26 protein-coding genes are annotated in these 26,440 nt (G+C 61.7%); 11 read left to right on the forward strand and 15 right to left on the reverse strand.

Annotation, left to right across the window (positions count from 1 at the left end; all coding sequences use genetic code 11):
- Positions 1 to 13 precede the first annotated feature (13 nt).
- Together AACL53_RS08385 and AACL53_RS08390 are read left to right on the forward strand one after the other, a co-directional pair.
- Positions 14 to 829 carry a TatD family hydrolase gene (locus tag AACL53_RS08385; protein ID WP_339084037.1) on the forward strand — a complete coding sequence of 272 codons (816 nt, stop codon included), beginning with the start codon at positions 14 to 16 and terminating at the stop codon, positions 827 to 829.
- Complete coding sequence (locus tag AACL53_RS08390) at positions 826 to 1,623, forward strand: MBL fold metallo-hydrolase (RefSeq protein WP_339084038.1); 798 nt, start codon at positions 826 to 828, stop codon at positions 1,621 to 1,623. The genes AACL53_RS08385 and AACL53_RS08390 overlap by 4 nt, the downstream gene beginning before the upstream one ends.
- Positions 1,624 to 1,662: 39 nt before the next feature.
- On the opposite strand, the gene AACL53_RS08395 is transcribed toward AACL53_RS08390, so the two are convergent.
- The 11 genes from AACL53_RS08395 to rpsF all read right to left on the reverse strand — a co-directional run bounded on the left by AACL53_RS08395 (position 1,663) and on the right by rpsF (position 12,065).
- Positions 1,663 to 2,055, reverse strand: a complete 393-nt coding sequence (locus AACL53_RS08395) for a DUF930 domain-containing protein (RefSeq protein ID WP_339084039.1) — start codon at positions 2,053 to 2,055, stop codon at positions 1,663 to 1,665.
- A gap of 222 nt (positions 2,056 to 2,277) precedes the next feature.
- Positions 2,278 to 3,045 carry an SDR family NAD(P)-dependent oxidoreductase gene (locus AACL53_RS08400; protein ID WP_339084040.1) on the reverse strand — a complete coding sequence of 256 codons (768 nt, stop codon included), beginning with the start codon at positions 3,043 to 3,045 and terminating at the stop codon, positions 2,278 to 2,280.
- A gap of 43 nt (positions 3,046 to 3,088) precedes the next feature.
- Complete coding sequence (gene purF / locus AACL53_RS08405; RefSeq protein WP_339084041.1) at positions 3,089 to 4,576, reverse strand: amidophosphoribosyltransferase; 1,488 nt, start codon at positions 4,574 to 4,576, stop codon at positions 3,089 to 3,091.
- Positions 4,577 to 4,662: 86 nt separating this feature from the next.
- Complete coding sequence (locus tag AACL53_RS08410) at positions 4,663 to 5,298, reverse strand: CvpA family protein (RefSeq protein WP_339084042.1); 636 nt, start codon at positions 5,296 to 5,298, stop codon at positions 4,663 to 4,665.
- A gap of 55 nt (positions 5,299 to 5,353) precedes the next feature.
- On the reverse strand, positions 5,354 to 6,733 hold the full coding sequence (gene radA, locus AACL53_RS08415; RefSeq protein WP_339084043.1) for a DNA repair protein RadA: 1,380 nt from the start codon (positions 6,731 to 6,733) through the stop codon (positions 5,354 to 5,356).
- A gap of 4 nt (positions 6,734 to 6,737) precedes the next feature.
- Positions 6,738 to 7,880, reverse strand: coding sequence for an alanine racemase (gene alr / locus AACL53_RS08420; RefSeq protein ID WP_339084044.1), 1,143 nt, complete (start codon positions 7,878 to 7,880; stop codon positions 6,738 to 6,740).
- A 22-nt stretch (positions 7,881 to 7,902) separates the two neighbouring features.
- Positions 7,903 to 9,414 (reverse strand): replicative DNA helicase, encoded by a 1,512-nt coding sequence (locus AACL53_RS08425; RefSeq protein WP_339084045.1) that lies wholly within the window; start codon positions 9,412 to 9,414, stop codon positions 7,903 to 7,905.
- Positions 9,415 to 9,563: 149 nt separating this feature from the next.
- Entirely contained in the window at positions 9,564 to 10,136 is a 573-nt protein-coding gene (rplI, locus tag AACL53_RS08430) for a 50S ribosomal protein L9 (RefSeq protein ID WP_339084046.1), read from the reverse strand.
- Between the two features lie 38 nt (positions 10,137 to 10,174).
- On the reverse strand, positions 10,175 to 11,128 hold the full coding sequence (locus AACL53_RS08435; protein WP_339084047.1) for a DUF2232 domain-containing protein: 954 nt from the start codon (positions 11,126 to 11,128) through the stop codon (positions 10,175 to 10,177).
- Between the two features lie 112 nt (positions 11,129 to 11,240).
- Positions 11,241 to 11,495: a 30S ribosomal protein S18 gene (rpsR, locus tag AACL53_RS08440; protein WP_045836217.1), complete on the reverse strand. Its 255-nt coding sequence runs from the start codon at positions 11,493 to 11,495 to the stop codon at positions 11,241 to 11,243.
- Between the two features lie 3 nt (positions 11,496 to 11,498).
- Positions 11,499 to 12,065, reverse strand: coding sequence for a 30S ribosomal protein S6 (gene rpsF, locus AACL53_RS08445; protein ID WP_339086915.1), 567 nt, complete (start codon positions 12,063 to 12,065; stop codon positions 11,499 to 11,501).
- Positions 12,066 to 12,433: 368 nt separating this feature from the next.
- Here rpsF and AACL53_RS08450 point away from each other — a divergent pair, with 368 nt between their 5' ends.
- From AACL53_RS08450 to gmk, 9 genes are all read left to right on the forward strand, one after another.
- On the forward strand, positions 12,434 to 12,676 hold the full coding sequence (locus AACL53_RS08450) for a hypothetical protein (protein ID WP_339084048.1): 243 nt from the start codon (positions 12,434 to 12,436) through the stop codon (positions 12,674 to 12,676).
- Between the two features lie 153 nt (positions 12,677 to 12,829).
- Positions 12,830 to 13,342, forward strand: a complete 513-nt coding sequence (locus AACL53_RS08455; protein WP_339084049.1) for a VOC family protein — start codon at positions 12,830 to 12,832, stop codon at positions 13,340 to 13,342.
- A gap of 175 nt (positions 13,343 to 13,517) precedes the next feature.
- Positions 13,518 to 14,465 (forward strand): ACP S-malonyltransferase, encoded by a 948-nt coding sequence (gene fabD, locus AACL53_RS08460; protein ID WP_339084050.1) that lies wholly within the window; start codon positions 13,518 to 13,520, stop codon positions 14,463 to 14,465.
- Positions 14,466 to 14,475: 10 nt separating this feature from the next.
- Positions 14,476 to 15,222 (forward strand): 3-oxoacyl-[acyl-carrier-protein] reductase, encoded by a 747-nt coding sequence (fabG, locus tag AACL53_RS08465; RefSeq protein ID WP_092869513.1) that lies wholly within the window; start codon positions 14,476 to 14,478, stop codon positions 15,220 to 15,222.
- Between the two features lie 396 nt (positions 15,223 to 15,618).
- Positions 15,619 to 15,861, forward strand: a complete 243-nt coding sequence (locus tag AACL53_RS08470) for an acyl carrier protein (RefSeq protein WP_013215676.1) — start codon at positions 15,619 to 15,621, stop codon at positions 15,859 to 15,861.
- 134 nt (positions 15,862 to 15,995) lie between these two features.
- Entirely contained in the window at positions 15,996 to 17,258 is a 1,263-nt protein-coding gene (fabF, locus tag AACL53_RS08475; protein WP_339084051.1) for a beta-ketoacyl-ACP synthase II, read from the forward strand.
- Between the two features lie 281 nt (positions 17,259 to 17,539).
- Positions 17,540 to 18,766 carry an endolytic transglycosylase MltG gene (gene mltG, locus AACL53_RS08480; protein WP_339084052.1) on the forward strand — a complete coding sequence of 409 codons (1,227 nt, stop codon included), beginning with the start codon at positions 17,540 to 17,542 and terminating at the stop codon, positions 18,764 to 18,766.
- Positions 18,767 to 18,858: 92 nt separating this feature from the next.
- Positions 18,859 to 19,749 carry a YicC/YloC family endoribonuclease gene (locus tag AACL53_RS08485; RefSeq protein ID WP_339084053.1) on the forward strand — a complete coding sequence of 297 codons (891 nt, stop codon included), beginning with the start codon at positions 18,859 to 18,861 and terminating at the stop codon, positions 19,747 to 19,749.
- Positions 19,739 to 20,440, forward strand: coding sequence for a guanylate kinase (gene gmk / locus AACL53_RS08490; protein ID WP_339084054.1), 702 nt, complete (start codon positions 19,739 to 19,741; stop codon positions 20,438 to 20,440). Before AACL53_RS08485 ends, gmk begins: the two co-directional genes overlap by 11 nt.
- On the opposite strand, the gene rsmA is transcribed toward gmk, so the two are convergent.
- From rsmA to AACL53_RS08510, 4 genes are all read right to left on the reverse strand, one after another.
- Complete coding sequence (rsmA, locus tag AACL53_RS08495) at positions 20,437 to 21,324, reverse strand: 16S rRNA (adenine(1518)-N(6)/adenine(1519)-N(6))-dimethyltransferase RsmA (protein ID WP_339084055.1); 888 nt, start codon at positions 21,322 to 21,324, stop codon at positions 20,437 to 20,439. The two genes, gmk and rsmA, sit on opposite strands and share 4 nt — an antisense overlap.
- Positions 21,321 to 22,397, reverse strand: a complete 1,077-nt coding sequence (pdxA, locus tag AACL53_RS08500) for a 4-hydroxythreonine-4-phosphate dehydrogenase PdxA (protein ID WP_339084056.1) — start codon at positions 22,395 to 22,397, stop codon at positions 21,321 to 21,323. Before pdxA ends, rsmA begins: the two co-directional genes overlap by 4 nt.
- A gap of 30 nt (positions 22,398 to 22,427) precedes the next feature.
- Entirely contained in the window at positions 22,428 to 23,762 is a 1,335-nt protein-coding gene (locus tag AACL53_RS08505; RefSeq protein ID WP_339084057.1) for a peptidylprolyl isomerase, read from the reverse strand.
- A gap of 143 nt (positions 23,763 to 23,905) precedes the next feature.
- Complete coding sequence (locus AACL53_RS08510) at positions 23,906 to 26,440, reverse strand: LPS-assembly protein LptD (RefSeq protein WP_339084058.1); 2,535 nt, start codon at positions 26,438 to 26,440, stop codon at positions 23,906 to 23,908.

A 26,440-nucleotide genomic window follows, 5' to 3' on the forward strand; every position in this document is an offset into this window, starting at 1 on the left:
AGTAAAAGACCTGATGCTTGTCGATCATCATTGTCATCTCGACTTTCCGGAGTTCGCGCCGGAGCTCGATCAGGTCGTGGCGCGTGCTCGCGAAGCCGGCGTCGGCACGCTCGTGACGATCTCGACGCGCATTCGCAAGTTCGATGATGTGAAGGCCATCGCCGAACGGTTCGACGATGTCTTTTGCTCGGTCGGCACGCATCCGCACAACGCGCATGAGGAACTCGACATCCCTGTCGAGCGGATCGTCGAACTCTCAAAGCATCCGAAAGTCGTCGCGATCGGCGAAGCCGGACTTGATTATCACTACAAGCATTCGACTCCCGAGGCGCAGGCGGAGGGTTTTCGCCGCCACATCGCGGCCGCGCGCGAAACAGGGCTTCCGCTTGAAATTCACACGCGCGAAGCTGACGCCGACACGATCGCCATTCTCGAGGCCGAACATGCGAATGGCGCATTTCCGGCCGTGCTCCATTGCTTCACGGGGGGACGAGAACTCGCGATGCGTGCACTCGACCTCGGACTCTACGTGTCGTTCAGCGGCGTGATCACCTTCAAGAATTCAGAGGCGTTACGCGAGATCGCACGCGATGTGCCGCTGGACCGCGTTCTCGTCGAAACGGATGCGCCGTTCCTGGCGCCCATGCCATTCCGCGGCAAGCGCAACGAGCCTGCATTCGTCGTTCGCACGGCTGCGGCTCTTGCGTCCATCAAGGGCGTCACCGGCGACGATATCGCACGCGCGACGACTGAGAATTTCTTCAGGCTCTACAGCAAAGCGAAGCGGCCGGTTTCGCCAGCCGCAGCCGGCGGGTCCGCCGCGGCATGAGTTACCGGTGCACGATATTGGGATGCGGGTCGTCGGGCGGTGTGCCGCGCATCGGAATGAACTGGGGCTCATGCGATCCCGACAATCCGAAAAACCGGCGGCTGAGATGTTCCGCGCTCATCGAGCGCACGGGGTCCGGCGGCCGAACATCTGTGCTGATCGATACGTCGCCCGATTTCCGAGAACAGATTTTGTCGACCCGGCTGACGGCCCTCGACGGCGTTTTGTACACGCACGATCATGCCGACCATACGCATGGCATCGACGACCTCCGCATGGTTGCGTTCGCGATGAAGAAGCGCGTGGACGTCTACTTCAACAGGGAAACCGGGGAGAGCCTGAAGACACGCTTCAAATACTGCTTCGAAACGCCGGCGGGCTCACCCTATATGCCCATGCTCAACGGCCATGAGATCGACGGCCTCAAGCCGATTGCAATCGCGGGGGGCGGCGGCACGATTTCGGCACAACCGGTGATCCAGTGCCACGGATCGATCCAGTCGCTCGGTTACCGCGTCTCGAACCTCGCGTATTCGCCCGACATCAACGACATTCCGCCTCAGTCGATACCGCTGCTCGAGGGGCTCGACGTTTGGATCGTCGATGCCTTGCGTCATACGCCGCATGAGAGTCACTTCAGCGTCAAGCAGGCTCTCGCGTGGGTTGAGCGCTTGAAACCGAAGCGCACGATCCTGACGCACATGACGAGCGAGCTCGACTATGAAACCCTGGTGCGGCAACTGCCCGAGGGCGTCGAGCCGGCATATGACGGCATGATGATTTCGTTCACGTGACGTTGTGATCGCGGACGTCCGATTGGTCCGTGTGCGTCCTCATTTCCAGAGGCCGAAATCTTCCCATTTGTTCTCGGGTATTTCGCCGCCGAGTTTGTAATCGAACGAGGTCGCTTTCATCTGGTCGGCGCTCACCGCGCAGGTGAAATCCAAAAAGTACCAGTGATTTTTCGCACGCACCGCGCCGCCTTTGGCGATGACGACGTTATTTTTGAAAATTGCGGGCTTCTGGAGCGTGGTCGTGACGCGATCGACGCCCTTCAGGTGGCTTCCTTTGCGGACCGCATCCAGTCCACGCAAATTGCAGACTTGATGGGCGCGTTCTTCGGGTTCCAGTTCTTTGAGCACACGATCCATCGATGCATCGGCCAAAGCCGTTTGCGTGCTGCCCACCAGAATGAGCGGCAAGACAAGACTTCTCGTTAAGCGCATTCTGTTGTGTTCCCCAAGTCTCATTGGCCGGCTTCCGCTGGACCAGAACGGCCCCCCGGCCGCGATCGTCAAAGCGCGCGAGGTTGTGTCCGTATTGAGGCGAGGTCGGGGCCGGCAGTTCTCCGCTGCTATGCGGGAATGGCCGTGCACGCTGTTTCGGAGGCTGGTCTCATGCGAGCGCGGGTTGGCTTTGTGACGTGAAACTGTCGCCGAGGGTTACAATCAGGCGTCGGACGCCGATGGGAGGGAGGCTTCCTTCGCGGCCTGCTGTTCGCGCCACTCACGGAAATTCACCGTTTCGCCGTTTCGTTCGCAGGTGGGCGACGCAAGTTCGACGAAGAGGGGCGCGAGGGCTTCGGGCGGCGTCAGCGTTGCCGGATCTTCGCCCGGGAACGCCTTGGCGCGCATGTGCGTGCGCGTTGCACCGGGGTTGATGAGGTTCGCCTTGACGGGGGTATTCACAAGCTCCGCGGCCCAGGTTTTGACGAGGGCTTCGAGGCCTGCCTTGGACGCCGCGTAGGCGCCCCAGTAGGCGTATTTGCCGCTCGCCGCGCCCGATGTCACAAATATGGCTCTGCCGGCGTCGGAGCGCTTCAGAAGCGGGTCGAGCGTGCGTATCAGCCGCCAGTTGGCAATGAGGTTGATGTCGATCGTCGAGACGAAGCCGTCGTCGGTCGTATGACCAAGCGGGGAGAGGGGGCCAAGAATTCCGGCGTTGGCCACAAGGATGTCGAGACGCTGCCAGCGCTGAAAGATCGTCGGGCCGACCTGGTCGACACGGTCGCCCTTTTTCAGATCGAGCTGGAGGAGGGTCGCGGCGCCGCCGATCGCTTGAATTTCATCATCGAGGGATTCGAGCGCTCCGACGGAGCGGGCGGCGATGATGACGTGCGCGCCGGCTTTCGCGAGGCCCAGCGCGACAGCACGACCAATTCCGCGCGAGGCGCCCGTCACAAGAGCTATGCGACCCGAAAGAGGGCTGTCGGTCATGTGTCACTTACGAATCTAAGAGGCGGCCGGTTAAGGGCCTGGGTCAGCCCACTTCGGCCAAGAGGGAAAGCTGACGGGGCACCGCCTCGCCGCCGTAATCGGTCAGGTTCGTCGGGTAATCGCCGGTGAAACAGTGGTCGGTGAACTGCGGTGCGCGGTCGTCGCGGCGATCGAGGCCGATAGCGCGGTAGATGCCGTCAACCGAGAGGAACGCCAAGCTGTCGGCGCCCATGTATTCCCGCATTTCCTCGAGCGTCATGTTGGCCGCGAGCAGATCCTTTTTGCTCGGCGTGTCGATGCCGTAGAAATCGGGGTGCGTGATCGGGGGCGAGGAAATACGCATATGGACTTCGGCGGCGCCCGCATCGCGGATCAGCTGCACGATCTTTTTCGATGTCGTGCCGCGGACGACGCTGTCATCGATCAGGACCACGCGGTTGTTGCGGATCACTCCGGAATTCGCCGAATGCTTCAGCTTGACGCCGAGCTGGCGGATGCGCTGCTCCGGTTCGATGAAGGTGCGGCCGACATAGTGGTTACGGATGATGCCGAGTTCGAAGGGAATGCCGCTCTGCTGGCTGAAGCCGATAGCGGCGGGCACGCCTGAGTCTGGAATGGGGACGATGACATCGGCGCCGACCGGCGCTTCCCGGGCCAATTCGACGCCCATCCGTTTCCGGATGTCATAAACGGTCTGGCCGCCGACGATAGAATCCGGCCGCGCGAAGTAGATATATTCGAAGATGCACGGCCGCGCCGGGCGGATCGGGAAGGGCCGGTGGCTCTCGAGACCTTCGTCAGTGATGACGACGACTTCGCCGTTATCGACCTCGCGCAAAAATTCGGCGCCGACCATGTCGAGTGCGCACGTCTCGGAAGCGAGAACGTAGGATGTGCCGAGGCGGCCGATGACCAGGGGCCGGATGCCGATCGGATCGCGTACGCCGATCATCATATCGTTGGTCAGGCAGACGAGAGCGTATGAGCCTTCGATCTGGCGGATTGCATCGACCAGGCGTTCGACGATGCGGCGCTTCTTCGATCGGGAGAGGAGATGAAGGATGACTTCGGTGTCGGAGGTCGACTGGCAGATGGCGCCTGAGGAGATCAGCTCGCGCCGTAGCGTCAGAGCGTTCGTGAGGTTGCCGTTGTGGGCGACGGCAAAACCGCCGGTATCAATATCTGCGAAGAGTGGTTGAACGTTTCGGATGAGGGCTTCGCCCGTCGTGGAGTATCGATCGTGCCCTATGGCCATTCGGCCTTTGAGGCGGGCAAGAACGTCTGGCTTGGAGAAGTTATCACCGACGAGGCCCATGCGGCGCTCGGAGTGAAAGTTGCGGCCGTCGTAGGAGCAGATGCCTGCTGCTTCCTGGCCGCGGTGCTGGAGTGCGTGGAGGCCCAGCGCCGTTATGGCTGCGGCATCGGGATGATCGAATATTCCGAATACGCCGCATTCTTCCCGGAGGCGATCATCGCCATAGCGGGTAAAGGTCAGACCGTCGATTGTGGTCACGCCGCCTTGTTGTGCCATAGGCACCCTCCCGCGATTGAGCTGGCCTGCTTCGCCCGATACGCCGGTTAACCTTCGAACCATCCGCTATGTTCGACGCCCGGTCGTCACGCGACGGTCATATAGTACCGCTTGCCGCCAATGACCAGCGCGACTGAACGACCCTTTTGTTCATTAAAGCCTTGTTGTCCAGGCTGTTCGTTCGGCGAAGGCGGTGGCGGCGTCGTCGAAGGCTGTGGAATAACCTGGAGGAGCACGTTCCGGATCGCTTCGCCCGTCGATTTCACGTAGTCGCGAAAATAGGCGTCGCGAACCAGGGGATGCTGCTTTTCCTTGTCCGGCGAGATAAATGCCTCATACGCCATATAAGGGATAACGAAGAGCAGGAACCCGCGGAGCACGCCGAAGACGAAGCCGAGAACGCGGTCGATCATGCCGACCTGCGAGTCGAGAATCGCGTCTGATATGCGCGCCGTGATCAGGTGCACGATGATCAATACGATCAATGCAACCACGACCGCCACGGCCACTGTCGCAATTTGAGGCGGAAGGCTCGTTTGTGCCGCGATATCCGCGGTCATTTCCTTCTTGGTCGCGAAGATCCAGTAGCCGACGCCGGCTGCGGCGATCCACGACACGATTGAAAGAAGTTCGCGGGCGAACCCCCGGTACATCGCTAAAAGACCGGAAATGAACGCAACGGCGATCAACGCCAAGTCCAAGTAGGTGAACGGACCGATCATGGCCGGAATCCCTCTCTGATCGACAGCTCCCCGAGCGTCAGACTCGCTCGCAAATTCAGTCGCATGGCGTCATTGCCTCTGCAAGCGACTTGAGATGCGAGATGCGAGAAAGCGACAACTTCATCCCCTGAACATCGATCTCGCCACTCTCGGGCAGAAATGCGCGTCCAAATCCGAGTTTTGAGGCTTCTTTCAGCCGCGAGGTCATCATGGTGGCGGCGCGGACGGCGCCGGATAAGGAAACTTCGCCGAAATACACGGCGTCGCGGGGAAGGACGACGCCCGAAAGCGACGACAGAAGCGCCGCAGCCGCTGCCAAATCCCCCGCGGGCTCAGTGATTTTGAGGCCTCCGGCGACGTTCAGATAGACGTCGTGGCTGCTGAATGAGACGCCGCAGCGGGCGTCGAGCACCGCCAGCAGCATGGCAAGGCGGTTGCTGTCCCAGCCGACAACGGCCCGGCGCGGGGTTCCAAGCCCCGAGGGTGCGACAAGCGCCTGAATTTCGACGAGCAGGGGGCGGGTACCTTCGACGCCTGCAAAGATCGAGGCTCCGGGGCTGCGGCTGTCGCGGTCGCCCAGGAACAGCTCGGACGGGTTGACGACTTCCTGCAGACCGCCGCTGACCATCTCGAAGACGCCGATTTCGTCACTCGGCCCGAAGCGGTTTTTGACGGCGCGAAGGATACGATAGGTGAGGCCACGATCACCTTCGAAGTACAACACGGTGTCGACCATGTGCTCGATGACCTTTGGACCGGCGATCTGGCCATCCTTGGTGACATGGCCGACGAGGAGGAGGGCGGCGCCCGCCATCTTCGCATAGCGGATGAGGGAGAGAGCCGCAGCGCGCACTTGGCTCACCGTGCCCGGCGCCGCGTCGAGTGTGTCCGCCCAGAGCGTCTGAATCGAATCGATGATGATGAGATCGGGCGGCCGGTCCTCTCCGAGCGTCGCCAGGATATTCGAGAGATTGGTTTCGGATGCGAGCCCGACTTGAGCGTCGGCAAGACCCAATCGCCCAGCGCGCAGTCGGACCTGCGCGACAGCTTCTTCGCCGGAGAAATAGACTGCGCGTCCGCCACGCCGCGCCACGTGGGCTGCGACCTGAAGCAAAAGCGTCGACTTTCCGATTCCCGGTTCGCCACCGATCAGGATCGCGGAACCCGGCACCACGCCACCGCCGGTCACGCGATCGAGTTCCGCGATCCCGGTCGAGAAGCGCGGCGCTTCCTCAGCATCGCCTTTGAGCGTCTCGAGCTTTACGACGCGTCCCTTGCTTTGTCGCGTGACGCCGGCGCCGGGCGGCGGCCCGGCGTCCGTCTCTTCGACGAGCGCGTTCCACTCGCCGCAAGCGGTGCATTTGCCCGCCCAGCGCGTTGAGGTCGCGCCGCACGACTGGCAGACGTAGAGGGACGATCGAGAGGCTTTGGCCATGTTGCTACGGGTTGTCGTCGAGGTAGAGACGCGAGAAGCGATGCCCGAGCCGCGTCAGGATCTCATAGCCGATCGTGCCTGCAGCGAAGCCCGCGTCTTCGATCGTCAGCCCCTCGGCGATGAGCTTGGCGAATTCGCCGGGCATTGCGGCGCCTTCAGGTAGATCGGTGACATCGACGGTGATGAGGTCCATCGAAACGCGCCCGACAATGGGTGCGAGATGGCCACTGATGAGAACGTGGCCGCCGGGCCGGCCGTCGGGAGCGCTGGCGCTGCGCGGTATCCCGTCGGCGTAACCCGCAGCGATCGTCGCAATCCGGCTCGCGCGTCTCGCGCGCCATGTCGCCGAGTAACCGACGGTCTCGCCGGGAACGACATCGGCGACGGCGAGAATGCGGGCTGCGACCGTCACCGCCGGCTTCACGGGAGCAGGCGAGGTTTGCGATGCCTGCCCGCCGTAGAGCGCGTAACCGGGCCTCACGAGATCGAAATGAAAGTCGGGCCCGAGCATCAGTCCGTCGGATGCGGCGAGACTTCGCGGAACGCCGGGGAACAGTGCCGAGAGCGTTTCGAAAGCCAGAAGCTGGTCGCGATTTTTCGGATCGCGCGGATTGTCGGCGGAGGCGAGATGGCTCATCACGAGCTTGAGTTCGACGCCGGACATCATGGTTGGTTCGGCTGCAAGGCGACGAACGTCGCGCAGAGGGAGCCCTAGCCGGTTGAGGCCAGTATCGATGTGGATGGCCGCAGGCAATTTCGCGCCGCGGGCCCGGCTCAATGCGGACCAGGCGACGACGTCATCGAGGGTCGACAGGACTGGCGTTACTGAGAGCCGGTCGAAAGCGGCAGCGGAATTTCCGACGAGGCCATCCAAAGCGTAGATGCAGGCTTGCGGCGCTATCTTGCGCGCGAGTTCGGCTTCGTCGGGCGTCGCAATGAAAAAGGCGCCGCAGCCCGCCCGCGCCAGCGCGGCGATGACGCGCTCCGCCCCGAGGCCATAGGCATCGGCTTTCACGACGGCTGCGCACTGGGCCGGCGCGACCTTGTTTGCGAGCGCCCGCCAGTTCGTCACGATCTGCGCGAGATCAACCGTGATCGTACCGGTGGCGCTGGCTAGGCTTTCCGGCATGCGCATATTGACCGTCATCTCGCCGTTTCCACCCGATCTCTTAACGCTCGGGCACCATATAGTCCCGAGCCAAATTGCCAAAGCGCGTGTATTGGCCTTCGAAGGCCAGTTCGACGGTTCCGACGGGACCGTGGCGCTGCTTGCCGATAATGACTTCGGCCTTGCCCGATACCAGGCTCATCTTGGTCATCCAATCGGCAAATTCGGGCGTTCCTTCGGCAGGCTTCGTGCGCTCGACGTAATATTCTTCGCGGAACACGAACATCACAACGTCGGCGTCCTGCTCGATCGAGCCCGATTCACGGAGATCGGAAAGCTGTGGGCGCTTGTCTTCGCGTTGCTCAACCTGACGAGAAAGCTGCGAGAGCGCGATGATCGGTACGGCCAGTTCTTTCGCGAGCGCCTTGAGACCCGTTGTGATTTCGGTGATTTCCTGCACGCGGTTGGCGCTGCTGCTCGCTTTCGATCCGGCAAGCAGCTGGAGGTAGTCGACCACGAGAAGATCGAGGCCGTGCTGGCGCTTCAGCTTTCGCGCCCGCGCTGAAAGCTGCGCGATCGTGATGCCGCCCGTCTGATCGATGAAAAGCGGGATGCGCGACATCTCGGAGGCGACTTCGGAGAGCTTGCGGAATTCGTTCTCGTCGATCATGCCGCGGCGGATCTTTTCCGAGCTGATTTCCGCCTGCTCGGCAAGGATACGCGTGGCGAGCTGCTCGGACGACATTTCGAGCGAGAAGAAGCCGACGACGCCGCCGTCCACCGTCTTCATCGTGCCGTCCGCTTGGCGTTCGCCACGATAGGCCTTGGCGACGTTGTAGGCGATGTTCGTTACGAGCGCGGTCTTACCCATCGACGGACGACCCGCGAGGATGATGAGATCCGACCGCTGCAATCCGCCGAGCTTGTTGTCGAGATCGGAGAGGCCGGTCGATGCGCCCGATAGATGTCCCGCACGCTGGAACGCACTGTTCGCCATCTCGACGGCGGTGATCAGCGCGGACTTGAACGACTCGAATCCTTTGCCGTACTTGTTCTGCTCGGCGAGCGAGTAGAGGCGGCTTTCCGCTTCCTCGATCTGTGACCGGGGCGGGTGGTCGACGGCGCTGTCGTAGGCTGTGTTGACAAGATCTTCGCCGATGATGATCAACGACCGGCGTGTCGAGAGATCGTAGATCGTGCGGCCGTACTCGGCGGCGTTGATGATCGTCGTTGCGTTGGCTGCGAGACGGCCGAGGTATTGCGGCACGGTCATGTTCGCGTCGATCGGCTCGACATTCTCGAAGAATGTTTTGACGGTGATCGGCGTCGCCGTCTTGCCGGCATGAATGAGCGTCGCCAGCGTTTCGTAGATTCGCCCGTGGAGCGGATCGAAGAAATGTTCGGGAGACAGAAAGCCGGAAACGCGGTCGAGCGCCTCGTTGTTCACGAGGATTGCACCCAGAAGCGCCTGTTCGGCTTCGAGATTGTGAGGCGGTTGACGGAAGGTCAGCGCCTCGTCCGCCGAGGATACTTGCTTCAGCTTCTCGGTGTGGAGGAATGCGGGATTTGCCATGCGGGGAGGCTTAGCAGATTCCGCGTCGTGTTCGTGACTTGGGGACATGCAACCCGTAAAGCATCCCCGTTATCAACATGGCGCTCGGGAAGTGCTTGGCCGTGGGAATTGCGCCACGACCAAGCAACCCAGTGTTTATGCGTCTGCGCTCAGACTGATTCGTCGTCCGGGCCAGCGCCACCTTCGAATGCCGAGTCGGGATTGAAGGTTTCGAGCTCGAGCGCTTCTTCCTTCACGACCGCAACGTTTTCGCCGCGGGCCTGCTTGTCGGCTTCGTCCTGCGAACGAGCGATGTTCAGATTGATCGAGGCGACGACTTCCGGATGCAGCTGAACTCTGGCGGGCGTTACGCCGAGCGCCTTGATCGGCTTGTCGAGGACGACCTGGTTGCGATCGACGGTGAAGCCGCCTTCGGTGATCACGGCCGCGATGTCGCGTGTCGAGACCGAACCGTAGAGTTGGCCCGTATCGCCGGCCGCGCGGATGAGCACGAACGTCTGGCCCTGCAGCTTGGCCGAAACGGCTTCGGCTTCCGATTTGTGTGCGAGGTTATCGGCTTCGAGCTGTGCGCGGCGGCCGTCGAACACTTTCTTGTTGTCCTCAGTAGCGCGGAGCGCCTTCTTCTGGGGCAGAAGGTAGTTGCGAGCGTAGCCGTTCTTGACGTTGACGATGTCGCCCATCTGGCCGAGGCGGCCGATACGCTGGAGGAGAATGACTTGCATGGTTTGAAGCTCCTGTTGGATGCGTTGAAGTCGAATTGTCAGGTCGATGGTGTTTCAGGTGGCCGGCCGGCCGTTCGATAGTGAAAGACGGTTTCCGCCAATCCGGTGACTGCGAGGAGCAGGCCGATATAGGGGAGGAACACCAGGCCGGTGTAGAGAGCGGTCAGGATGAACGTCCGCCATGGCGAGCCGCGCGTCAGTGAATGAACGACTGCCAAGCCGACGAGAGCAAATGCGAACGTAAAAGGCGCGGCGACCGCCGCAGCGAACAGTCCCGCGATCCCATCGGCGAACGATAGTGCGATCGCGATCAGCAGTACGAACACCGCACTCGCCGGCATCGCGAATGACGCGAGATCCGGCCATGGACGCTGAAGGCGCCCCGAGGCGACCGTAATCCGTCCGGCGATCCACAGATTGAACAGGATCGTTCCCATGGAGAGAAGACCCAGCGCCCAGGGCAACGATGACAGCGTCGAGCGCGTGATGGAATCGATCTCGCTCGGGCCGATCGCGGGAGCGCCCGGGACCTGCGCGAGGTCGGTCTTGACGAAATTCTCGACGACGGTGCGCAACAACTTCGTCAGCGTTTCGATGTCGCCGCCCATCAGCATCAGTGCGAGCATCGCAAAGACAGCCGAGAAAATCGCGGCGGCAACGACAACGCGGCCGATCGGATACCATTCGCGTTCGTCTCCCTCGATGCGGCTGAGGAGTGCGAGACGCGTGCAGACGACTGCAGGAGCCGCCGTGCTGATGGCGTAGACGAGGGCTGCGAGCGGATTGGCGATCAACAATACGATAGCGGTCGCGGTGATCGCGGCGATGCCGGCCGCAGCCGCGCCGAGGCCCAGCCCCGCCAGATAGATCGGGAGCGGCGTCAGCAGAAAGAGAATGATGCGGAGCAGGAAAGCGCCGGTCGTCGCAGACGCGAAGACCACCGCCGAGATCAACCCGGCGGCGAGGGCGAGTATGAAAGCTTTCGACTGCATTCGTTTGCTGTCCCGCGATCTGTGCGGTTAGAGCCAGATCCGGTTTCCCGTTCCGACCCAACGTATTGGAAGAGAGAGAGGCGGAGCGACATTGGCCGCTCCGCCTTCGGTATTACTTGATCACGTAAGGCAGCAGGCCGAGGAAGCGTGCGCGCTTGATGGCGCGTGCCAGCTCGCGTTGCTTCTTCGCCGAGACGGCCGTGATGCGGCTCGGAACGATCTTGCCGCGCTCGGAAATGTAACGGCCGAGCGTACGGACGTCCTTGTAATCGATCTTCGGTGCGCCGGCGCCCGAGAACGGGCAGGTCTTGCGGCGACGTTGGAACGGACGGCGGGCTCCGCCGCCTGAAGAGGCGATTTCAGCCATTGGTTAGCCCTCCGAGCCAGGTGTGGAATCACGACGGGGTGCGCGGGGCGCTTCGCCTTCACGCGGGGGACGGGGACCGCGGTCGCCGTCACGCGGGGGGCCGCCGCCTTCACGGGGAGGACGCGACCGGAATGTGGAGCCGCCTTCGCGACCGCCGCCACCGAATCCGCGATCACCGCGGGGCGGGCCGCCACGGCCGCCACCGGGGCCGCCGAAGCCACGATCGCGATCACCGCGCTCGTCGCGATCCTGCTTGCGCATCTGGATGCTCGGCTCGGTCTCGAGCTCTTCGACGCGGACGGTCATGAAACGCATGACGTCCGTGTTGATGCCCATGCGCCGCTCCATTTCAGCGACCGCTGCAGGCGGGGAATCGATGTTGAAGAAGGCGTAGTGCGCCTTGCGGTTCTTCTTGATCTTGAACGCGAGGTTCTTCAGACCCCAGTATTCCTGCTTGGTGATCTTGCCCTGGCCTTCTTCGATGATGCCCTGGAATTCCTTCATGAGGGCTTCAACTTGGGCCTGGGTAATGTCCTGGCGCGCCAGGAATGTATGCTCATAGAGCGGCATACGATTGGCCTTTCGGTTTGAGTTCAACGTCTTTCGACGTCAGCTTTTCCGCCGGCGCAAAGCCCCAAAAGGCCGAGAAAGGCCAATCTGGTACCAAATAGGAGAAGACACTGGGGGACAGCGCGCGAAGCGCCCCTCGGGCTCGACCGGCAATTCAGCTGGTACAACCTAAGCCCCCGTTCAGCCTCCTGCCGACGGGAAAGCGGGCTTATACAGGAATTTGGGCAGAGGGCAACCCGCTCAGCGTCCCGCGCCTCATGTCTATTTCTGCTCAATAGCCGCGTAACTGTCACCCGCCAAGCGCTGGAATCATGGCCTAGATGCGGTGTCGGGGGACGGTCCCGGCGCGTGAAGGGAGACGATAAGACATGAAGTTTGCAGCCTATACCGAAGAAACGATCTGGGCGGTCGAGGACGACGAGGCGACCGCCAGGAGCGAAGGCGAGGCGTCGATGCAGGAAAACGGGGGATCGGATGTCGCAGCCCTCAAGGTCGCGCCAATCGATGACGACCTCGTGGAAGCCCTGGCCCAGGCCGAAGCGTCGGGCACCGACGTTCTCTTCGACCTGATCGACGGAGAGCTTTGCGAAGTCGAAACCGTCGAAGGCTGATCGAAACCTACTCCGCAATCCGCCTTCACATGGGCGCCGCGTTCTCGCGGCGCTTTTCTTTTTGGCGCTGGTAGAGCACGGGCGCCGAGCCTTGCCTTGTGCTGGGAGACCGCCCATTTCCTGGCTCAGGATAATTTGGGAGCGTTACCCGTGATGGACGAGCCTCGCACGACAGCTGTTACGCCTTCGCCGATCGATAAAGGCGTCAGAATTGGTCACGTCCATCTCAAGGTCGCAGATCTTCAGCGCGCGCTTGATTTCTACTGCGGCGTGCTCGGTTTCGAGCTGACGCAGCGCTTAGGCAACCAGGCGGCCTTCATTTCAGCGGGCGGATATCATCATCACATCGGGCTCAATACCTGGGAAAGCCGAGGGGGGACCGCGCCGCCTCGGGGTACGACCGGTCTCTATCATGTCGCCATTCTTTACCCGACGAGGGGAGCGCTCGCGGATGCGTTGCGACGGCTGATATCTGCGGGCGTCCGGCTTACCGGCGCCAGTGATCATGGCGTGAGCCAGGCTCTCTATCTCGATGATCCGGACGGGAATGGGGTGGAACTCTATTGGGACCGCCCGGAATCCGAGTGGCCGCGCGACACTGCCGGGAATATCGCGATGTTCACCCGGGCCTTGGATCTGGATGGTTTGCTGCGTGAGCCGGTCTAGCTTTTTTGTTTGCGCCCGGTGACTCTCCTGCGGAGAGCCGGCCGCCGCCCGCGTGGGGGGCTGGTCTATCCCCTGCGTCTCTTGACACCGGGATGGCTCAGGTGGACTAAGGCCGCCAAATCGCGCCGCGGGGGGAGGCTTCCCGGCAATCCAGCACAAGGTATTTTTCCAAACGATGGCACGCGCATTCGTTTTTCCAGGGCAGGGCAGCCAGGACGTCGGCATGGGCAAGGCACTGGCGGATGCTTTTCCGTCGGCGCGTGCGGTATTCGACGAGGTTGACGATGCGCTGGGTGAAAAGCTGTCGGCGATCATCTGGGAGGGGCCGAAGGAAACCCTCACGCTGACGGAAAACGCGCAACCGGCGTTGATGGCCGTCTCGGTCGCGGTGATGCGCGTTCTCGAGAAGGAAAAGGGCTTTTCTCTCGCGGATCATGTGAAATTCGTCGCTGGTCATTCGCTCGGCGAGTGGTCGGCACTTACTGCCGCCGGGGCGTTCTCCGTTGGAGACGCGGCGCGTCTCTTGAGGCTTCGCGGGCAGGCGATGCAGAAGGCCGTGCCGGTCGGTGTCGGTGCGATGGCGGCCCTCCTCGGCGTCGGGGTCGATGTGGCCGAGAAAGTTGCGGCCGAGGCCGCCCAGGGCGACGTTTGCCAGGTCGCCAACGACAACGAGCCGACCCAGGTCGTGCTCTCCGGCCATAAGACGGCGATCGACCGCGTGATGGAGATCGGGAAGGCGTTCGGCGTCCGGCGAGCGGTGCCGCTTCCGGTGTCCGCGCCGTTCCATTGCAAGCTTATGCAACCTGCAGCCGATGCGATGGCCGAAGCCTTGGCGTCGGTTACGGTTCTCGCTCCTGCGGTGCCTGTCGTTGCGAACGTTCTGGCAGAGCCCATTTCCGACCCGGACGACATAAAAAAGCGCCTCGTCGAGCAGGTTACGGGCACGGTTCGCTGGCGCGAATGCGTTGCTGCGATGGCTGCAGCCGGGGTGACGGATTTCTACGAGATCGGCGCCGGCAAGGTTCTGGCCGGACTCGTCAAACGCACAGCGCCAAGTGCCAACGCGATGAGTGTTGGGACACCGGCCGATATCGATGCGGCGATCGCCGCACTCACTCAATAAGGAGATCTGAATGTTCGATTTGACCGGCAAGACTGCGCTCGTGACGGGCGCCACCGGCGGACTTGGCGCGGAGATCGCGCGCGTGCTGCATAAGGCGGGCGCTTCCGTCGCTATATCGGGACGCAAGGTCGAGGCACTCGACGCTTTGGCGAAAGAACTCGGTGACCGGGTTCACGTCGTTCCGTGCGACCTCGCCGATCGTGCAAGCGTTGGCAAGCTCGTTGACGAGGCGGTCAAGGCGCTCGGCGGACGGCTGGATATCCTGGTCAACAACGCCGGTCTCACCAAGGATAATCTCTTCATGGTGATGAAGGACGATCAGTGGGATGACGTCATCGCGGTCAACCTGACCTCGACGTTCATGCTCTGCCGCGCCGCCTCGCGCCACATGATGCGGTCCAAGACCGGATACGGGCGCATCATCAACATCGCATCGGTTTCGGGCGTTTTCGGCAATCCGGGACAGGGCAACTATGCAGCGTCCAAAGCCGGTATGATCGGCATGACCAAATCGCTCGCACGTGAAGTGGCGTCACGCGGGATCACGGCAAACTGCATCGCGCCCGGCTTTATCAAGACGGCGATGACGGATGTTCTGACTGAAAAGCAGAAGGGCGAGATCGCTCAAATCATTCCTGCGCAACGCTTTGGCGAGCCGCTGGACGTGGCAGCAGGCTGTTTATATCTCGCCTCGAACGAAGGTGGCTATATCACCGGCCAAACGCTCCACATCAACGGCGGCATGGCGATGGTTTGATGCAGCCTTGGGCATTGGTAAACGCCCAGAATGCCTGATTTATTGGCCTTGAGCCGGTCAGGCATTCTGATGCCGAAAGGTGCGTCACCACGTGCTTTGCATTGGTGCTGAAGTGTGTTAACGACACCACGGTTTTGAGACGTCGAGATCACGTCATCGGGACTGTGCGAAGCTGGGGACAACTCAGGGCCGTGCAAGTTAGGGACGATGCCGAGCGGTGAGACTCACGCTACGGCGACTAACGAAAAAAGACTTCTGAACGGGGCGAACCCCTATCCGAACAGGCTAGACTTCCCGTAAGTTGATATCCTGTCATGCGGCTTATAGCGGGTTCTGCAGGGCGAACAGGCGAGCAATAAAAGGCCGCCAAAAATTAGAAAGACACGAGGATTGACGATGAGCGATGTCGCAGAGCGCGTGAAGAAAATTGTCGTAGAGCATCTTGGGGTCGAGGCCGACAAGGTCACCGACAATGCAAGCTTCATCGACGACCTTGGTGCAGACAGCTTGGATACTGTTGAGCTCGTGATGGCTTTCGAAGAGGAATTCGGCTGCGAAATTCCGGACGATGCTGCCGAGCACATCCTGACGGTCGGCGACGCCGTCAAGTTTCTCGAAAAGAACGCAAGCGCCGCTTAAAAAGCGCCGCCGTTCCTTTTCGCCCTTGGCGCAATTGCGTCTAAGGGCAGAATTAAGAGGGGGCTGGGCAACCGGCCCCCTCTACGCGCCCAGCGCCGCTCGCAATCACTGCAACGGGAAATAAGAAAAAATCGATGCGCCGTGTCGTCATTACAGGAATGGGTCTCGTCACTCCCGTCGGATGCGGTGTCGAGGCCTCATGGTCCAACCTTCTCGCGGGCCAAAGCGGTGCACGGCGTATCGAGGAATTCGAAGTTTCCGACATAACATGTCAGATCGCGAACTTCATTCCGCGGGGCGCCACGTCAGAGGGCAAGTTCAATCCCGATGATTGGATGGAGCCGAAAGAACAGCGCAAGGTCGATGATTTCATCATCTATGCGGTCGCTGCTGCCGATCAGGCTATCGCGGATTCCGGTTTGAAGTTCGATAGGTCCGACGCGCAGGAGCGCGCTGGGGTTCTCATCGGCTCGGGCATCGGTGGGTTATCTGGAATTGCGGATACGTCCATCCTGCTCAAGGAGAAGGGCCCGCGCCGCGTCTCGCCGTTCTTCATTCCGGGACGCCTCATCAATCTTGCCGGCGGCTACGTTTCGATCAAGCATCACTTGCGCGGTCCGAACAACGCGGTCGTCACGGCCTGCGCGACCGGCACGCATGCGATCGGCGACGCTGCGCGGATCATTGCGCTGGACGATGCCGATGTCATGGTGGCCGGCGGAACGGAGAGCCCGATCTGCCGTATCGCGATGGCGGGCTTTGCCGCTTGCCGCGCGCTCTCGACCGGCTTCAACGATGATCCCACACGAGGCTCGCGTCCTTACGACAAGGACCGCGACGGGTTCGTGATGGGCGAGGGCGCCGGGATCGTCATTCTCGAAAGCTACGAGCACGCCAAGGCTCGCGGCGCAAAGATTTACGCCGAGGTGATCGGTTACGGCATGTCAGCGGACGCCTATCACATCACTGCGCCTGCTGAAGACGGCGACGGCGGCTACCGCTGCATGAAGGCCGCGCTTGCGCGAGCAGGCGTCGCACCAAGCGAGATCGACTACGTCAACGCGCACGGCACCTCGACGCCGATGGGCGACGAGATTGAACTCAAAGCTGTTGAACGGCTGTTCGGCAACAGCGCGGGCCGGCTTGCGATGTCGTCGACGAAGTCGGCCATCGGCCATCTGCTCGGGGCAGCCGGGGCGGTCGAGGCGATATTCTCCGTTCTCGCGATCCGCGATAACATCGCTCCTCCGACGCTCAATCTCGATAATCCGTCAGTTGAGACGGCGATCGATCTTGTGCCTCACAAGGCACAAAAGCGTGATATCAATATCGCTCTCTCAAATTCGTTCGGCTTCGGCGGGACGAATGCGTCGCTCGTTCTCCGCCGAGTCGCGTGAAAGCTGCGGCGGGTACGGGTTTTTGCCACATTTTACGTTGAGCGTCCCTCGCGGGTGGGGGATGGAGCAGCGCAATTCGGGGCGATAAATCTCGTACGCAGCGCTCTTTCAAGGACGGTGCTCGCGGTATCATGAGTCAAAACAGAAAGCGGCCGGACGGGAACAGAACGTCTCGGACTGCTGGAGCTCGAAGCCCCGCCGAACGGTTGGAGCCGGGTCGTGCGCCGGGCCGTCCACGCGGCGTCCAGGCGCGTGAGCCGTCGCGCGCCCTGAGCGGATTCGTGCGCGTCATCAGCAGCGTCCTGACGGTATCACTCATCGTGATGGTGCTCGTCGGCGGAACGGCGTTCGCCATTTTCAATCAGTTCGAAAGTCCCGGCCCGCTCGATGCGCCGCGCACCGTCGTGATCCCAAAGGGCGAAGGCCGCATCGCGATCGCCGAGCGCCTGGAAAAAGACGGCGTCATCACCAATCGATGGACTTTCGTTGGCGGCTATCTGCTGCAAGGTTTCCTCGGCGGCCGAAAGACGTCCGAGCTTCGCGCAGGCGAATACGAAATCAAGGAACACGCCTCCATGCGGGAGGTGATCGATACGCTCGCCGAGGGCAAGTCGATCCTCTACAAGGCGACCTTACCTGAAGGCCTGACGAGCGAGCAGATCGTCGAGCGGCTCAAGGCCGAGCCGAACCTCAGCGGCGAGATCACGAGCATTCCCCCCGAAGGCACGCTCCTTCCCGATACTTATTATTTTTCGAAGGGCGCTTCGCGGAACGAGATCCTGGACCGGATGCGGGACGGGATGGAGAAGGTCATGACCGAACTCTGGGAACAGCGCGATCCCGATCTTCCCGTTAGATCCGTCGAAGAGCTGGTGACGTTCGCCTCGATCGTCGAGAAGGAAACGGGCCGTCAGGACGAGCGCGATCGCGTGGCGGCCGTTTTCTACAATCGGCTGCGGAAGGGAATGCGGCTGCAATCCGATCCCACGATCATTTACGGCATCGTCGGCGGCCAGGGCGTTTTGGGCCGCGGCATCACGCGGGCCGATATCGATACCAAGTCGCCGTATAACACTTACCAAATCAACGGCTTGCCGCCAGGACCTATCTGCAACCCGGGTAAATCCACAATCGAGGCCGCATTACATCCGGCGAAAACGTCCGATCTCTATTTCGTCGCCGACGGTACTGGCGGCCATACTTTCTCGGAAACGCTGAAAGATCATAATTCGGCCGTCCAGAAATGGCGGCAGGTCGAGAAGCAGGCGAAAGCCAAGCAGGGGGCAAGCGACACTTCGGATCAGGATACGGGCACCGTTCCGATCCCTCAGGGGCCCGATTCCGCGCCCAAGAGCCCGGTCGCGACGAAGGGGCAGAAAGCCGCCAAGACCTCGGCTCCGGCGACCTCGGCCAACGGCGCCGACGACGGGTCGCAGGCTCCTGTTTCTTCGGCGAATACGACGGACGTTCCCTTGCCCGTCCGGAAACCGAAGAAGCAGCAGCAATAGAGCGCACCTGATCACAACTCCTGTTGGCGGGGGCGGCGTGACCCGTTAAGTTGCGCGCCGCTAGCTCACCCCCGTCGACGAGATCTTTCCTTATGACAATTTCCAGCATGACGGGATTTGCCCGTGTCGATGGCTCGGCCGATGGCCTGGCGTGGACGTGGGAAGCGCGCAGCGTCAACGGCCGCGGCCTCGACGTTCGGCTGCGTCTGCCGCCCGGCTACGAGGGGCTCGAAGTCGCCGCGCGCGACGCCGTTTCAAAGCGGTTTGCCCGCGGAAGCATTGCGCTATCCCTCGCGCTCGAACGGCAGCAGGGAAACGGCTCCGTGCGCTTGAACGAACTCGTGCTGGCCGACGTAATTAAGGCCGCCGACCGGGTATCCGCGTTGTCGGGCGCAGCGAAGCCCGATGCTGCACAGTTCCTCATGATCAAAGGCGTACTCGAGACTGCGGATCAAGCGGTCGAGGACAGCGAAGCACGTGCGGCGCGTGAAAGCGCTGTCTTGCGCAGCCTCGAAGCCACGCTCGACAAGCTTGCCGAAGCGCGGCGCGCCGAGGGCACGCGTCTCGCCGATATCGTTCGCGATCAGCTCGCTCAGATCGAACGCCTGGCGGGAGAGGTGCGTGCATCGCCTTCCCGGTCGCCGGAAGCCATCGTCGCGCGGTTGAAGGATGCGATGGCTCGCCTCTTCGAGACGACAGCGGCACTCGATCAAGACCGGCTCCATCAGGAAGCCATGCTCATGGCGACGCGCGCCGACGTCGAGGAAGAACTGCAGCGGCTTGCCGCCCACGTGTCGGGCGCCCGCGATATCATCAGCGAACCTGGGGCAGTCGGGCGGAAGCTCGATTTTCTGGCGCAGGAATTCAACCGCGAAGCCAATACGCTTTGCTCGAAAGCGAACGCGGTCGACGTCACCCGGCTGGGCCTGCAGTTGAAGACGGTCATCGACCAGCTTCGCGAACAAGTGCAAAATGTCGAATAGAATGACCAAGAACACCGCGGACAATCCGAACGGCAATCCAAACAACAAGAACGTTGCGGGGCCTAGCATCGCGCGACGGGGATTGCTCTACATCGTCTCGTCGCCGTCGGGCGCGGGAAAAACGACGCTTGCCCGACGCGTGCTCGCTGCCGACGACAACATCGAGATGTCGGTTTCGGTTACGACGCGGCAGCCGCGTCCGGGCGAAACGGATGGCGTCGACTATCATTTCGTCGACCATGCAGCGTTCGAAATCATGAAGGATCGCGGCGAGCTTCTCGAATGGGCGCGCGTCTTCGACAACTATTACGGCACGCCGCGCGCTCCCGTCGAAAATGCCATCGGAGCGGGTAAAGACGTTCTCTTCGACATCGACTGGCAGGGCGCCCAGCAGTTGTCTGGCAAAATGCGAGACGATGTCGTGCGGGTGTTCGTTCTGCCGCCGTCGGGCGACGTGCTCGAGGGCCGGCTGAAATCGCGTGCACAGGATCCGGCGGACGTCGTTGCGAAACGCATGGCGGCGGCATCTTCTGAGATCAGCCACTGGCCGGAATACGATTACGTGATCGTCAACTCCGAGATCGAGCAGAGCACCGCTGCGGCGCTGGCGATCCTCTCGGCCGAACGATTGAAACGGGCGCGGCTCTTGGGGCTTTCCGACTTCGTTCGCAAATTGCAGTCCGCGCTTTAATCGTTCGCCGTGGCGGCCTGGTCGAGAATTGCTGCGAGGCGGGCGAAGTCCGAAACGGACAATTCTTCCGCGCGCTTTTCGGGCGAGAGCTCCGCGCGTTGGAGAAGAAGCTCCGGAAACGGCGTCAATTGCTTCAAGCTCGAACGGAGCATCTTGCGGCGTTGACCGAAGGCTGCGCCCGTCACGCGGGCCAGCGTCGCAACGCGGCAGGCGGGTTCGGGCTTTGCCCGCGGGCGAAACTCGACAATAGCTGATGCAACTTTCGGTGGCGGCGTGAAAGCCTCCGGCGGCAGATTGAGGACGATCTTCGCCTCCGTTCGCCACTGCGCGAGAACGGAAAGCCGGCCGTACGCCTTGGACTTCGGCGCGGCGACGATGCGTTCGGCAACCTCGCGCTGGAACATCAGAACCATGCGGTCGTACCATGGTGGCCAGGGTTCGGCTTCGAGCCAGTTCACGAGGAGCAGCGAGGCGATGCCGTAGGGCAGGTTCGCCGCGACCGTCACCGGGCCAGCGCCTTCCAGCAGTTTCGGCCAATCGGCATTGAGTGCATCGTCCGCGTGGACGTCCAACCGTCCGGGGAAGCGCTCCGAGATATCGGCGAGCGCTGGGAGACAGCGATCGTCGCGTTCGATCGCGATGACGCGTTTCGCGCCTTCGATCAGAAGTGCGCGGGTCAGTCCGCCGGGTCCGGGGCCGACTTCCACAACGGTGCGCTCGCTCAAATCACCGGCGAGGCGTGCGATCTTGCGCGTCAGATTGAGGTCGAGCAGAAAATTCTGGCCAAGAGATTTCTTGGCGCTCAGGCCGTAGCGTTCGATGACCTCGCGGAGTGGCGGCAGTCCATCGGGGCCTTCACGGTGAAGGGGCTCGGGGGCTTTCATGGTGCGGACGCGAGAGATCTGCGTGCGCTCATCTCGCCAGCGAGTTTCAAAGCGGCTTTAAGGCTTGCCGCGGACGCGAGACCCTTGCCGGCGATCGCGAATGCCGTGCCGTGATCGGGTGAGGTGCGGACGAACGGTAGGCCGATCGTTGCGTTGACCCCTTCGTCGAATGAGAGCGTCTTGATCGGGATCAATCCTTGATCGTGATACATGGCGAGCGCCGCATCATAGGTCTTTCGCGCCGCGTCGTGAAACATCGTATCGGCGGCGTGGGGCCCCGTCACGTCAAGCCCCTCAGCTCTCAGGACTTCGACGGCCGGCCGTATGATCTCGGCATCTTCCGAGCCGAGCGCGCCGTCTTCGCCCGCGTGCGGGTTCAGTCCTGCAACGGCGATGCGGGGATTTGAAATGCCGAAGTCGCGTTTGAGCGATGCCGCCATGATGCGTGCGGTTTCTACGATTTTATCGAAAGTCAGAAGGGAAGGCACGTCCTTCAGCGGGACGTGAATCGTCAGCGGGACAACGCGCAACTGCGACGAGGCGAGCATCATCACGGGAGTGGAGGGCTCTCCCGGCCAGAATTCCGCAGCGAGCGCGCCCAGATACTCGGTATGTCCGGGAAATTCGAAGCCTGCGCCGTACAGCACCGACTTCGCGATCGGGTTTGTCACGACCGCGGAGGCGCGTCCCGCGGCGACATCGGCGACGGCGCGGCGGATAGCGAGGATCGTTGCGGGGCCATTGGTGACAGTGGGCGCGCCGGGCTTTGCAGGTTCTGCGAGCGGAATGGGAATGACCGGCAGCGCCTCGTCGAAGAGCTCCGCGGCGGCCAACGCATTCGTAACGGGTACGATGATGGCGGGATCGACGCCAGCCGAGCGAGCAACTGCGCGCATCATATCGACGTCGGCGTAGAATACGAACTTCGGTAATTTATCGACGAAACGGTCTTTCCAGGCCTGGAGGGCGAGCTCGGGGCCGATGCCGGCGGCGTCGCCCATCGTCAGCGCCATAGGCGGCAGTTTCTGGGGCGCCTGTTTCCGGGGCGCCGGCGTTGTGGGCGTCAGTGTCATGTGGCGTGTACCAGGTTCGCGCGCGTCCCCTTAGCGGGAGCCGACATTTATCCGGTACTCGATGTGGGCGTCCTCGCGAAGGTCTTTGAGGTAGCGCTTGGCCATCAGCTCGAACTCTTTCTGCTTGAGTTCGCCCTCGGCCTGGTTGCGCTTTTCATCCACCGCCTTCACCACGGTCCGTCCGCAAACGACCCAAAGCTCGATCGCCCCGTCGTTTACGTTCGGCGGCAGCATCTCGCCGTCGGCGGCGTTGACGAGAAGTGTGCGGGTCGGTTCTGAAATGGCCGATGGCCGGCGTTTTCCAAGATCCTCGAAGGTCGCACCGGGGACGCCGGTTGCCGCGGCCGCCGTCGTCTGGCAGCCGGTGAACTTCGAGCGCAGTTTATCAGCTTCTTGAATGCGCTCGGCGACGCCCTTTTCGTCGATCTTGACCGGCATCGATATGCGGACGCGCTGCACCTGCAGTTCGACGTCGTCGTTGCCGGCGACGGAGGTGGCCGCGACGAGCTTATCAACATCTCTGTTGGTGATATTGATCAACGGCCCAAAGCGGCGGCGGACGACTTCATTCCACGAGAGGGTGGCCCGGATGCGGGTCTTGATCGGGTCGAGGCTGCCGCCCATCTGCTTCGCGAATTGGTCGACCGTCAATTTATTTCGTTCTGCAATGCCGGAAACGATCCGGTCGATCTCGGCATCTTCGATCGTGACGCTCTGCTTTTTCGCTTCCTGCATCTTCAGCCGGTCATCGATGAGTTCTTCCAGGGCCTGCTTCTTCATGGCGGGCATAGCTGAATTCCTGGCGCTTTCGAACGCCTGCTTCTGCAGGCTCATCCCGAATTCTTTTTTGCGGCGCTCGAAAATTGCAATGATCTCGTCCCGCGATTTTCCCTCGTTTGCCTTGACCGTTTCCTGAAGCAGCGCCTTGAGCCGATCGGACGTCTTCGGATTCTTGATGATGGCTTCGAAGTTGGCTTTGGCCTGATTCTGAATCGTCGAGCCGCTCAGCATCATCCCGCGTTGCTCGAGTTCGTAGCCGGTGATCGGCTCGTCGTTCACGAGAGCGGCTATCGCGCGCTGGTCGCTCGAGGGGGGTGCCGAATCCCGGCCGGCCGATTCTCTGGCACCTGCCGGTGGTGATTTCTTCTTCTGATTTTTGCCTTTGCCCTGCGTATCGGTAGATTCTCCGGTGGCCGTGTCTCCGACCGCCGGTTTCGGAAGTGACGACGTGCCGTCGCCGGTTACCGCAACCGTGCCGCCCTGAGCCGCGACGGCGAACGAAAAGGCGACGCTCGCGAGACCTGCGAGACCGCATCGCGCAGCTAGCGAGGGAAATTGAGCGGTAATGGTCCGTGGCGAGGGCATGCTTTTTACGACTTCCATAGGTCCGAATCGGCGCGGACGTCAGGATACCGCAGCCACGCCCGATACCCCGGCCTTATCCACATCAAGAGTGGCCAAAATCCGGTCTCCGTTGGGTACAGGGGCCGGGACGCGGGCAGCCGGGATCAGTTCGTACGCTGGTCGCCGCCCATGTTGAAGTCGAGGTTGCCGGTCGTCGCCGCAAAATCTCCGAGATGCTTAAATTCGAACCGCAGCATGACCGTCTGGTCGGGCTCGATCGAGAGATCGGAGTAGTTCGACTGTATGTAGGAGGCAGTCAGCACGAAGCATTCGTCGGCGTACTTAACGCTCACGCTATCGTAGCGGAAATTGCCAGTCTCAAGGTCGTAACGCGTCGAGCCACCGAGGCTCCAACGGTTGGTCAGCTGCAAGGTCGCCGAGCCCAGGATTTCCTCGAGGCGCGTCGGAGTAGCGATGGGAGGAGTCGTGCCCGGCACTAGATCGTCAGGGTTGGTAAACAAGGCCGCGGCGTCATATGAATAGCCGGTCTGAACCGACAGCGGCCCGTATTTGGCGACGGCGGCAAGATCCTGGCGTCTCAAAGCGAACGTGGATTGGTCAAACCGGCTCTGCGAAATAATCCGGAAATCGGCGATGGGGGCGAAATAGGCGCCGAGAACGTAGTCGGAATTCCGCGTCTCAAGACCGTTAGCGGGGTTAAAGGTGAAGTTGCCGTCGTCGGTCCGGCCGGGGAACAAATAGGCGTTCTCGCCGGACAGCTGATAGCTCTGGCCCGCCAGGAACCGCGCATAGCCGCCGTCGTTGGACTGGAAAGTGTACTGCAGACCGGCGTTGACGCGCGTACCCGTTTCAATGCGGTCGTAGCCCGAAAACTTCGAAGTCGCGAACAGGTTGGTGTCGTCGAAAACGAGGCTCTGGGCGTCTTCGTTCGGCAGCCGGCGTTGCGGAAGGCTTTCCTGGTGCACGACGACTTGCCCGATGGGTTCGATGATGTGCGATCCGACCGAGCTGTTTGCGACCCAGGGATAGGACACCAGGACACCGCCGTCGACGACGCCGCGCGTGACGGTCGAGGAGAATTGTTCGGACGATACAACCTCGGTGCCCGCAGCGTTGAGGACGACCGACTGAGGATTCGTAACGTTATCGTAGCCGTAGATATCGCCGCGCACGTCGGCGAACGGCGTGTAGCTGATGCCTAACCGATCGGTGAGGCGGCGGCGCCATTTGAGCTCGGTGATGACCCGGTTGATGTTCTGGTCGGTCTGACGGGGATCAGAGGGAGTGCCGGTGGTCGAACCGTCCGCGCGGGTGAAGCTCAGGACATTGGTATTCCATTTGAGTTCGCCGCCGGCGACCGGGTCGGCGAACACATAATTGTAGTTGATGATCGGGTGCGTGTAGCTTTCGGTTCTCGGCGTGTCGTCCGTCAACAGGCCGCCGAACTGATAAAGCGTCGCGTTGAAGTAGTTCCGATCGGATTGTCCGGTCAGGTAGACCTGATTGACGCGATCGGTAACCAGAACGCTGTCGAGCTTATAGAAGCGGCGGAACTGATCGTCGCTTTCGACGATCGCATCCCAGCCGAATTTCCACCAGCTCGACAACGAGAACAGGCCGTGCGTCTCGACGCTGCCCCGGAAGCCGTCGAGTTTCTCATTCGCTACTGGATCGCCCGGTAGATCTTTGAAGTTCTGGTCGATACCGGCGAGCTTAACGGTGTATTCGCCGTTGGCGAGACGATGGCGCCACTCGCCCTTCAGGAAGAGGCCCTGATCGCTCATGTAGAGCGGCTCGAACGTGACGTCGTAGTTCGGCGCGAGGTTCCAGAAATAGGGAATGCCGGTGATGTAACCGAGCGTCGACGAGTGGCCGTAGTCAGGCGTCAAGAAGCCGGACTTCCGCTTCACTGACGGATCGGGGCTCTGGAAGTAGGGCAGATAGAAGATCGGCTGTCCGTAGATCTGGAAATACGCGTCCTGGTAGGTGAGGGTCGCCGCTTCCTGATCGTGAATGATGCGCGCGGCGCTGATGCACCAAAGGGGAGGCGTGTTGCCATCGCTTTGGCACGGCGTGAATTTGCCGTTCTCGAATTCGGTGATGTTGCCTTCGCGGCGAGTCGCGCGGTCGGCTGAGATGTGGGACTTGTCGGCCGAGACGATCGACAATGCCGACACGAAACCGTCGCGGAAGTCATCGGTCAGCGTGTAGCGGTCGGCGTGGACGATGTTGCCCTGGGGCTCTTTCAGCGTGACGTTGCCGACGGCCGTCAGCGTTCCGCCGCTCTGGTCGTAGACGACTTCATCGGCGGTCAGGATGTAGTTGTTGTAAAAGATTTCGACATTGCCGCGCGAAATTACGCGATCGCCGGACTTATCGTAGATCAGCTGGTCGCCCTGCAAGCGCATGGGCTGCGCGCGATCGATATTCGTGTTGACCTTGCCGAAGATCGTGCCCGGCGAATTTGCAGCTCCGAACGACGACTTGTTCTTTTTCGCATTGGGCAGCGTTGCGCCGCTGGAATCGATGCCCTGCGCCTGCGCAAAGGTCGAGAAGGAGGCAATGAAGCTGACGAGAACGAGGCGCAGAAGCGCACGAGCGGCCCGGCGCGCCTGGCGGCGGCTGGAACCCTCGCTCAACGGCCCGCAACCCTCTTGCGGTATCCGCCCTTCACGCAT

Origin of the sequence: Hyphomicrobium sp. ghe19 (assembly GCF_902712875.1) — a bacterium.
GTDB lineage: Bacteria > Pseudomonadota > Alphaproteobacteria > Rhizobiales > Hyphomicrobiaceae > Hyphomicrobium_B.

Coding starts and splice junctions, on each gene's coding strand:
- AACL53_RS08470 (WP_013215676.1), top strand. CDS start 15,619: ATGAGCGATGTCGCAGAGCGCGTGAAGAAAATTGTCGTAGAGCATCTT.
- pdxA (WP_339084056.1), bottom strand. CDS start 22,397: ATGACACTGACGCCCACAACGCCGGCGCCCCGGAAACAGGCGCCCCAG.
- rpsR (WP_045836217.1), bottom strand. CDS start 11,495: ATGGCTGAAATCGCCTCTTCAGGCGGCGGAGCCCGCCGTCCGTTCCAA.
- AACL53_RS08425 (WP_339084045.1), bottom strand. CDS start 9,414: ATGGCAAATCCCGCATTCCTCCACACCGAGAAGCTGAAGCAAGTATCC.
- AACL53_RS08505 (WP_339084057.1), bottom strand. CDS start 23,762: ATGCCCTCGCCACGGACCATTACCGCTCAATTTCCCTCGCTAGCTGCG.
- AACL53_RS08435 (WP_339084047.1), bottom strand. CDS start 11,128: ATGCAGTCGAAAGCTTTCATACTCGCCCTCGCCGCCGGGTTGATCTCG.
- AACL53_RS08395 (WP_339084039.1), bottom strand. CDS start 2,055: ATGCGCTTAACGAGAAGTCTTGTCTTGCCGCTCATTCTGGTGGGCAGC.
- AACL53_RS08410 (WP_339084042.1), bottom strand. CDS start 5,298: ATGATCGGTCCGTTCACCTACTTGGACTTGGCGTTGATCGCCGTTGCG.
- fabG (WP_092869513.1), top strand. CDS start 14,476: ATGTTCGATTTGACCGGCAAGACTGCGCTCGTGACGGGCGCCACCGGC.
- AACL53_RS08390 (WP_339084038.1), top strand. CDS start 826: ATGAGTTACCGGTGCACGATATTGGGATGCGGGTCGTCGGGCGGTGTG.
- purF (WP_339084041.1), bottom strand. CDS start 4,576: ATGGCACAACAAGGCGGCGTGACCACAATCGACGGTCTGACCTTTACC.
- gmk (WP_339084054.1), top strand. CDS start 19,739: ATGTCGAATAGAATGACCAAGAACACCGCGGACAATCCGAACGGCAAT.
- AACL53_RS08510 (WP_339084058.1), bottom strand. CDS start 26,440: ATGCGTGAAGGGCGGATACCGCAAGAGGGTTGCGGGCCGTTGAGCGAG.
- alr (WP_339084044.1), bottom strand. CDS start 7,880: ATGACGGTCAATATGCGCATGCCGGAAAGCCTAGCCAGCGCCACCGGT.
- radA (WP_339084043.1), bottom strand. CDS start 6,733: ATGGCCAAAGCCTCTCGATCGTCCCTCTACGTCTGCCAGTCGTGCGGC.
- AACL53_RS08385 (WP_339084037.1), top strand. CDS start 14: ATGCTTGTCGATCATCATTGTCATCTCGACTTTCCGGAGTTCGCGCCG.
- rplI (WP_339084046.1), bottom strand. CDS start 10,136: ATGCAAGTCATTCTCCTCCAGCGTATCGGCCGCCTCGGCCAGATGGGC.
- AACL53_RS08455 (WP_339084049.1), top strand. CDS start 12,830: ATGGACGAGCCTCGCACGACAGCTGTTACGCCTTCGCCGATCGATAAA.
- AACL53_RS08450 (WP_339084048.1), top strand. CDS start 12,434: ATGAAGTTTGCAGCCTATACCGAAGAAACGATCTGGGCGGTCGAGGAC.
- AACL53_RS08485 (WP_339084053.1), top strand. CDS start 18,859: ATGACAATTTCCAGCATGACGGGATTTGCCCGTGTCGATGGCTCGGCC.
- fabF (WP_339084051.1), top strand. CDS start 15,996: ATGCGCCGTGTCGTCATTACAGGAATGGGTCTCGTCACTCCCGTCGGA.
- rsmA (WP_339084055.1), bottom strand. CDS start 21,324: ATGAAAGCCCCCGAGCCCCTTCACCGTGAAGGCCCCGATGGACTGCCG.
- rpsF (WP_339086915.1), bottom strand. CDS start 12,065: ATGCCGCTCTATGAGCATACATTCCTGGCGCGCCAGGACATTACCCAG.
- AACL53_RS08400 (WP_339084040.1), bottom strand. CDS start 3,045: ATGACCGACAGCCCTCTTTCGGGTCGCATAGCTCTTGTGACGGGCGCC.
- fabD (WP_339084050.1), top strand. CDS start 13,518: ATGGCACGCGCATTCGTTTTTCCAGGGCAGGGCAGCCAGGACGTCGGC.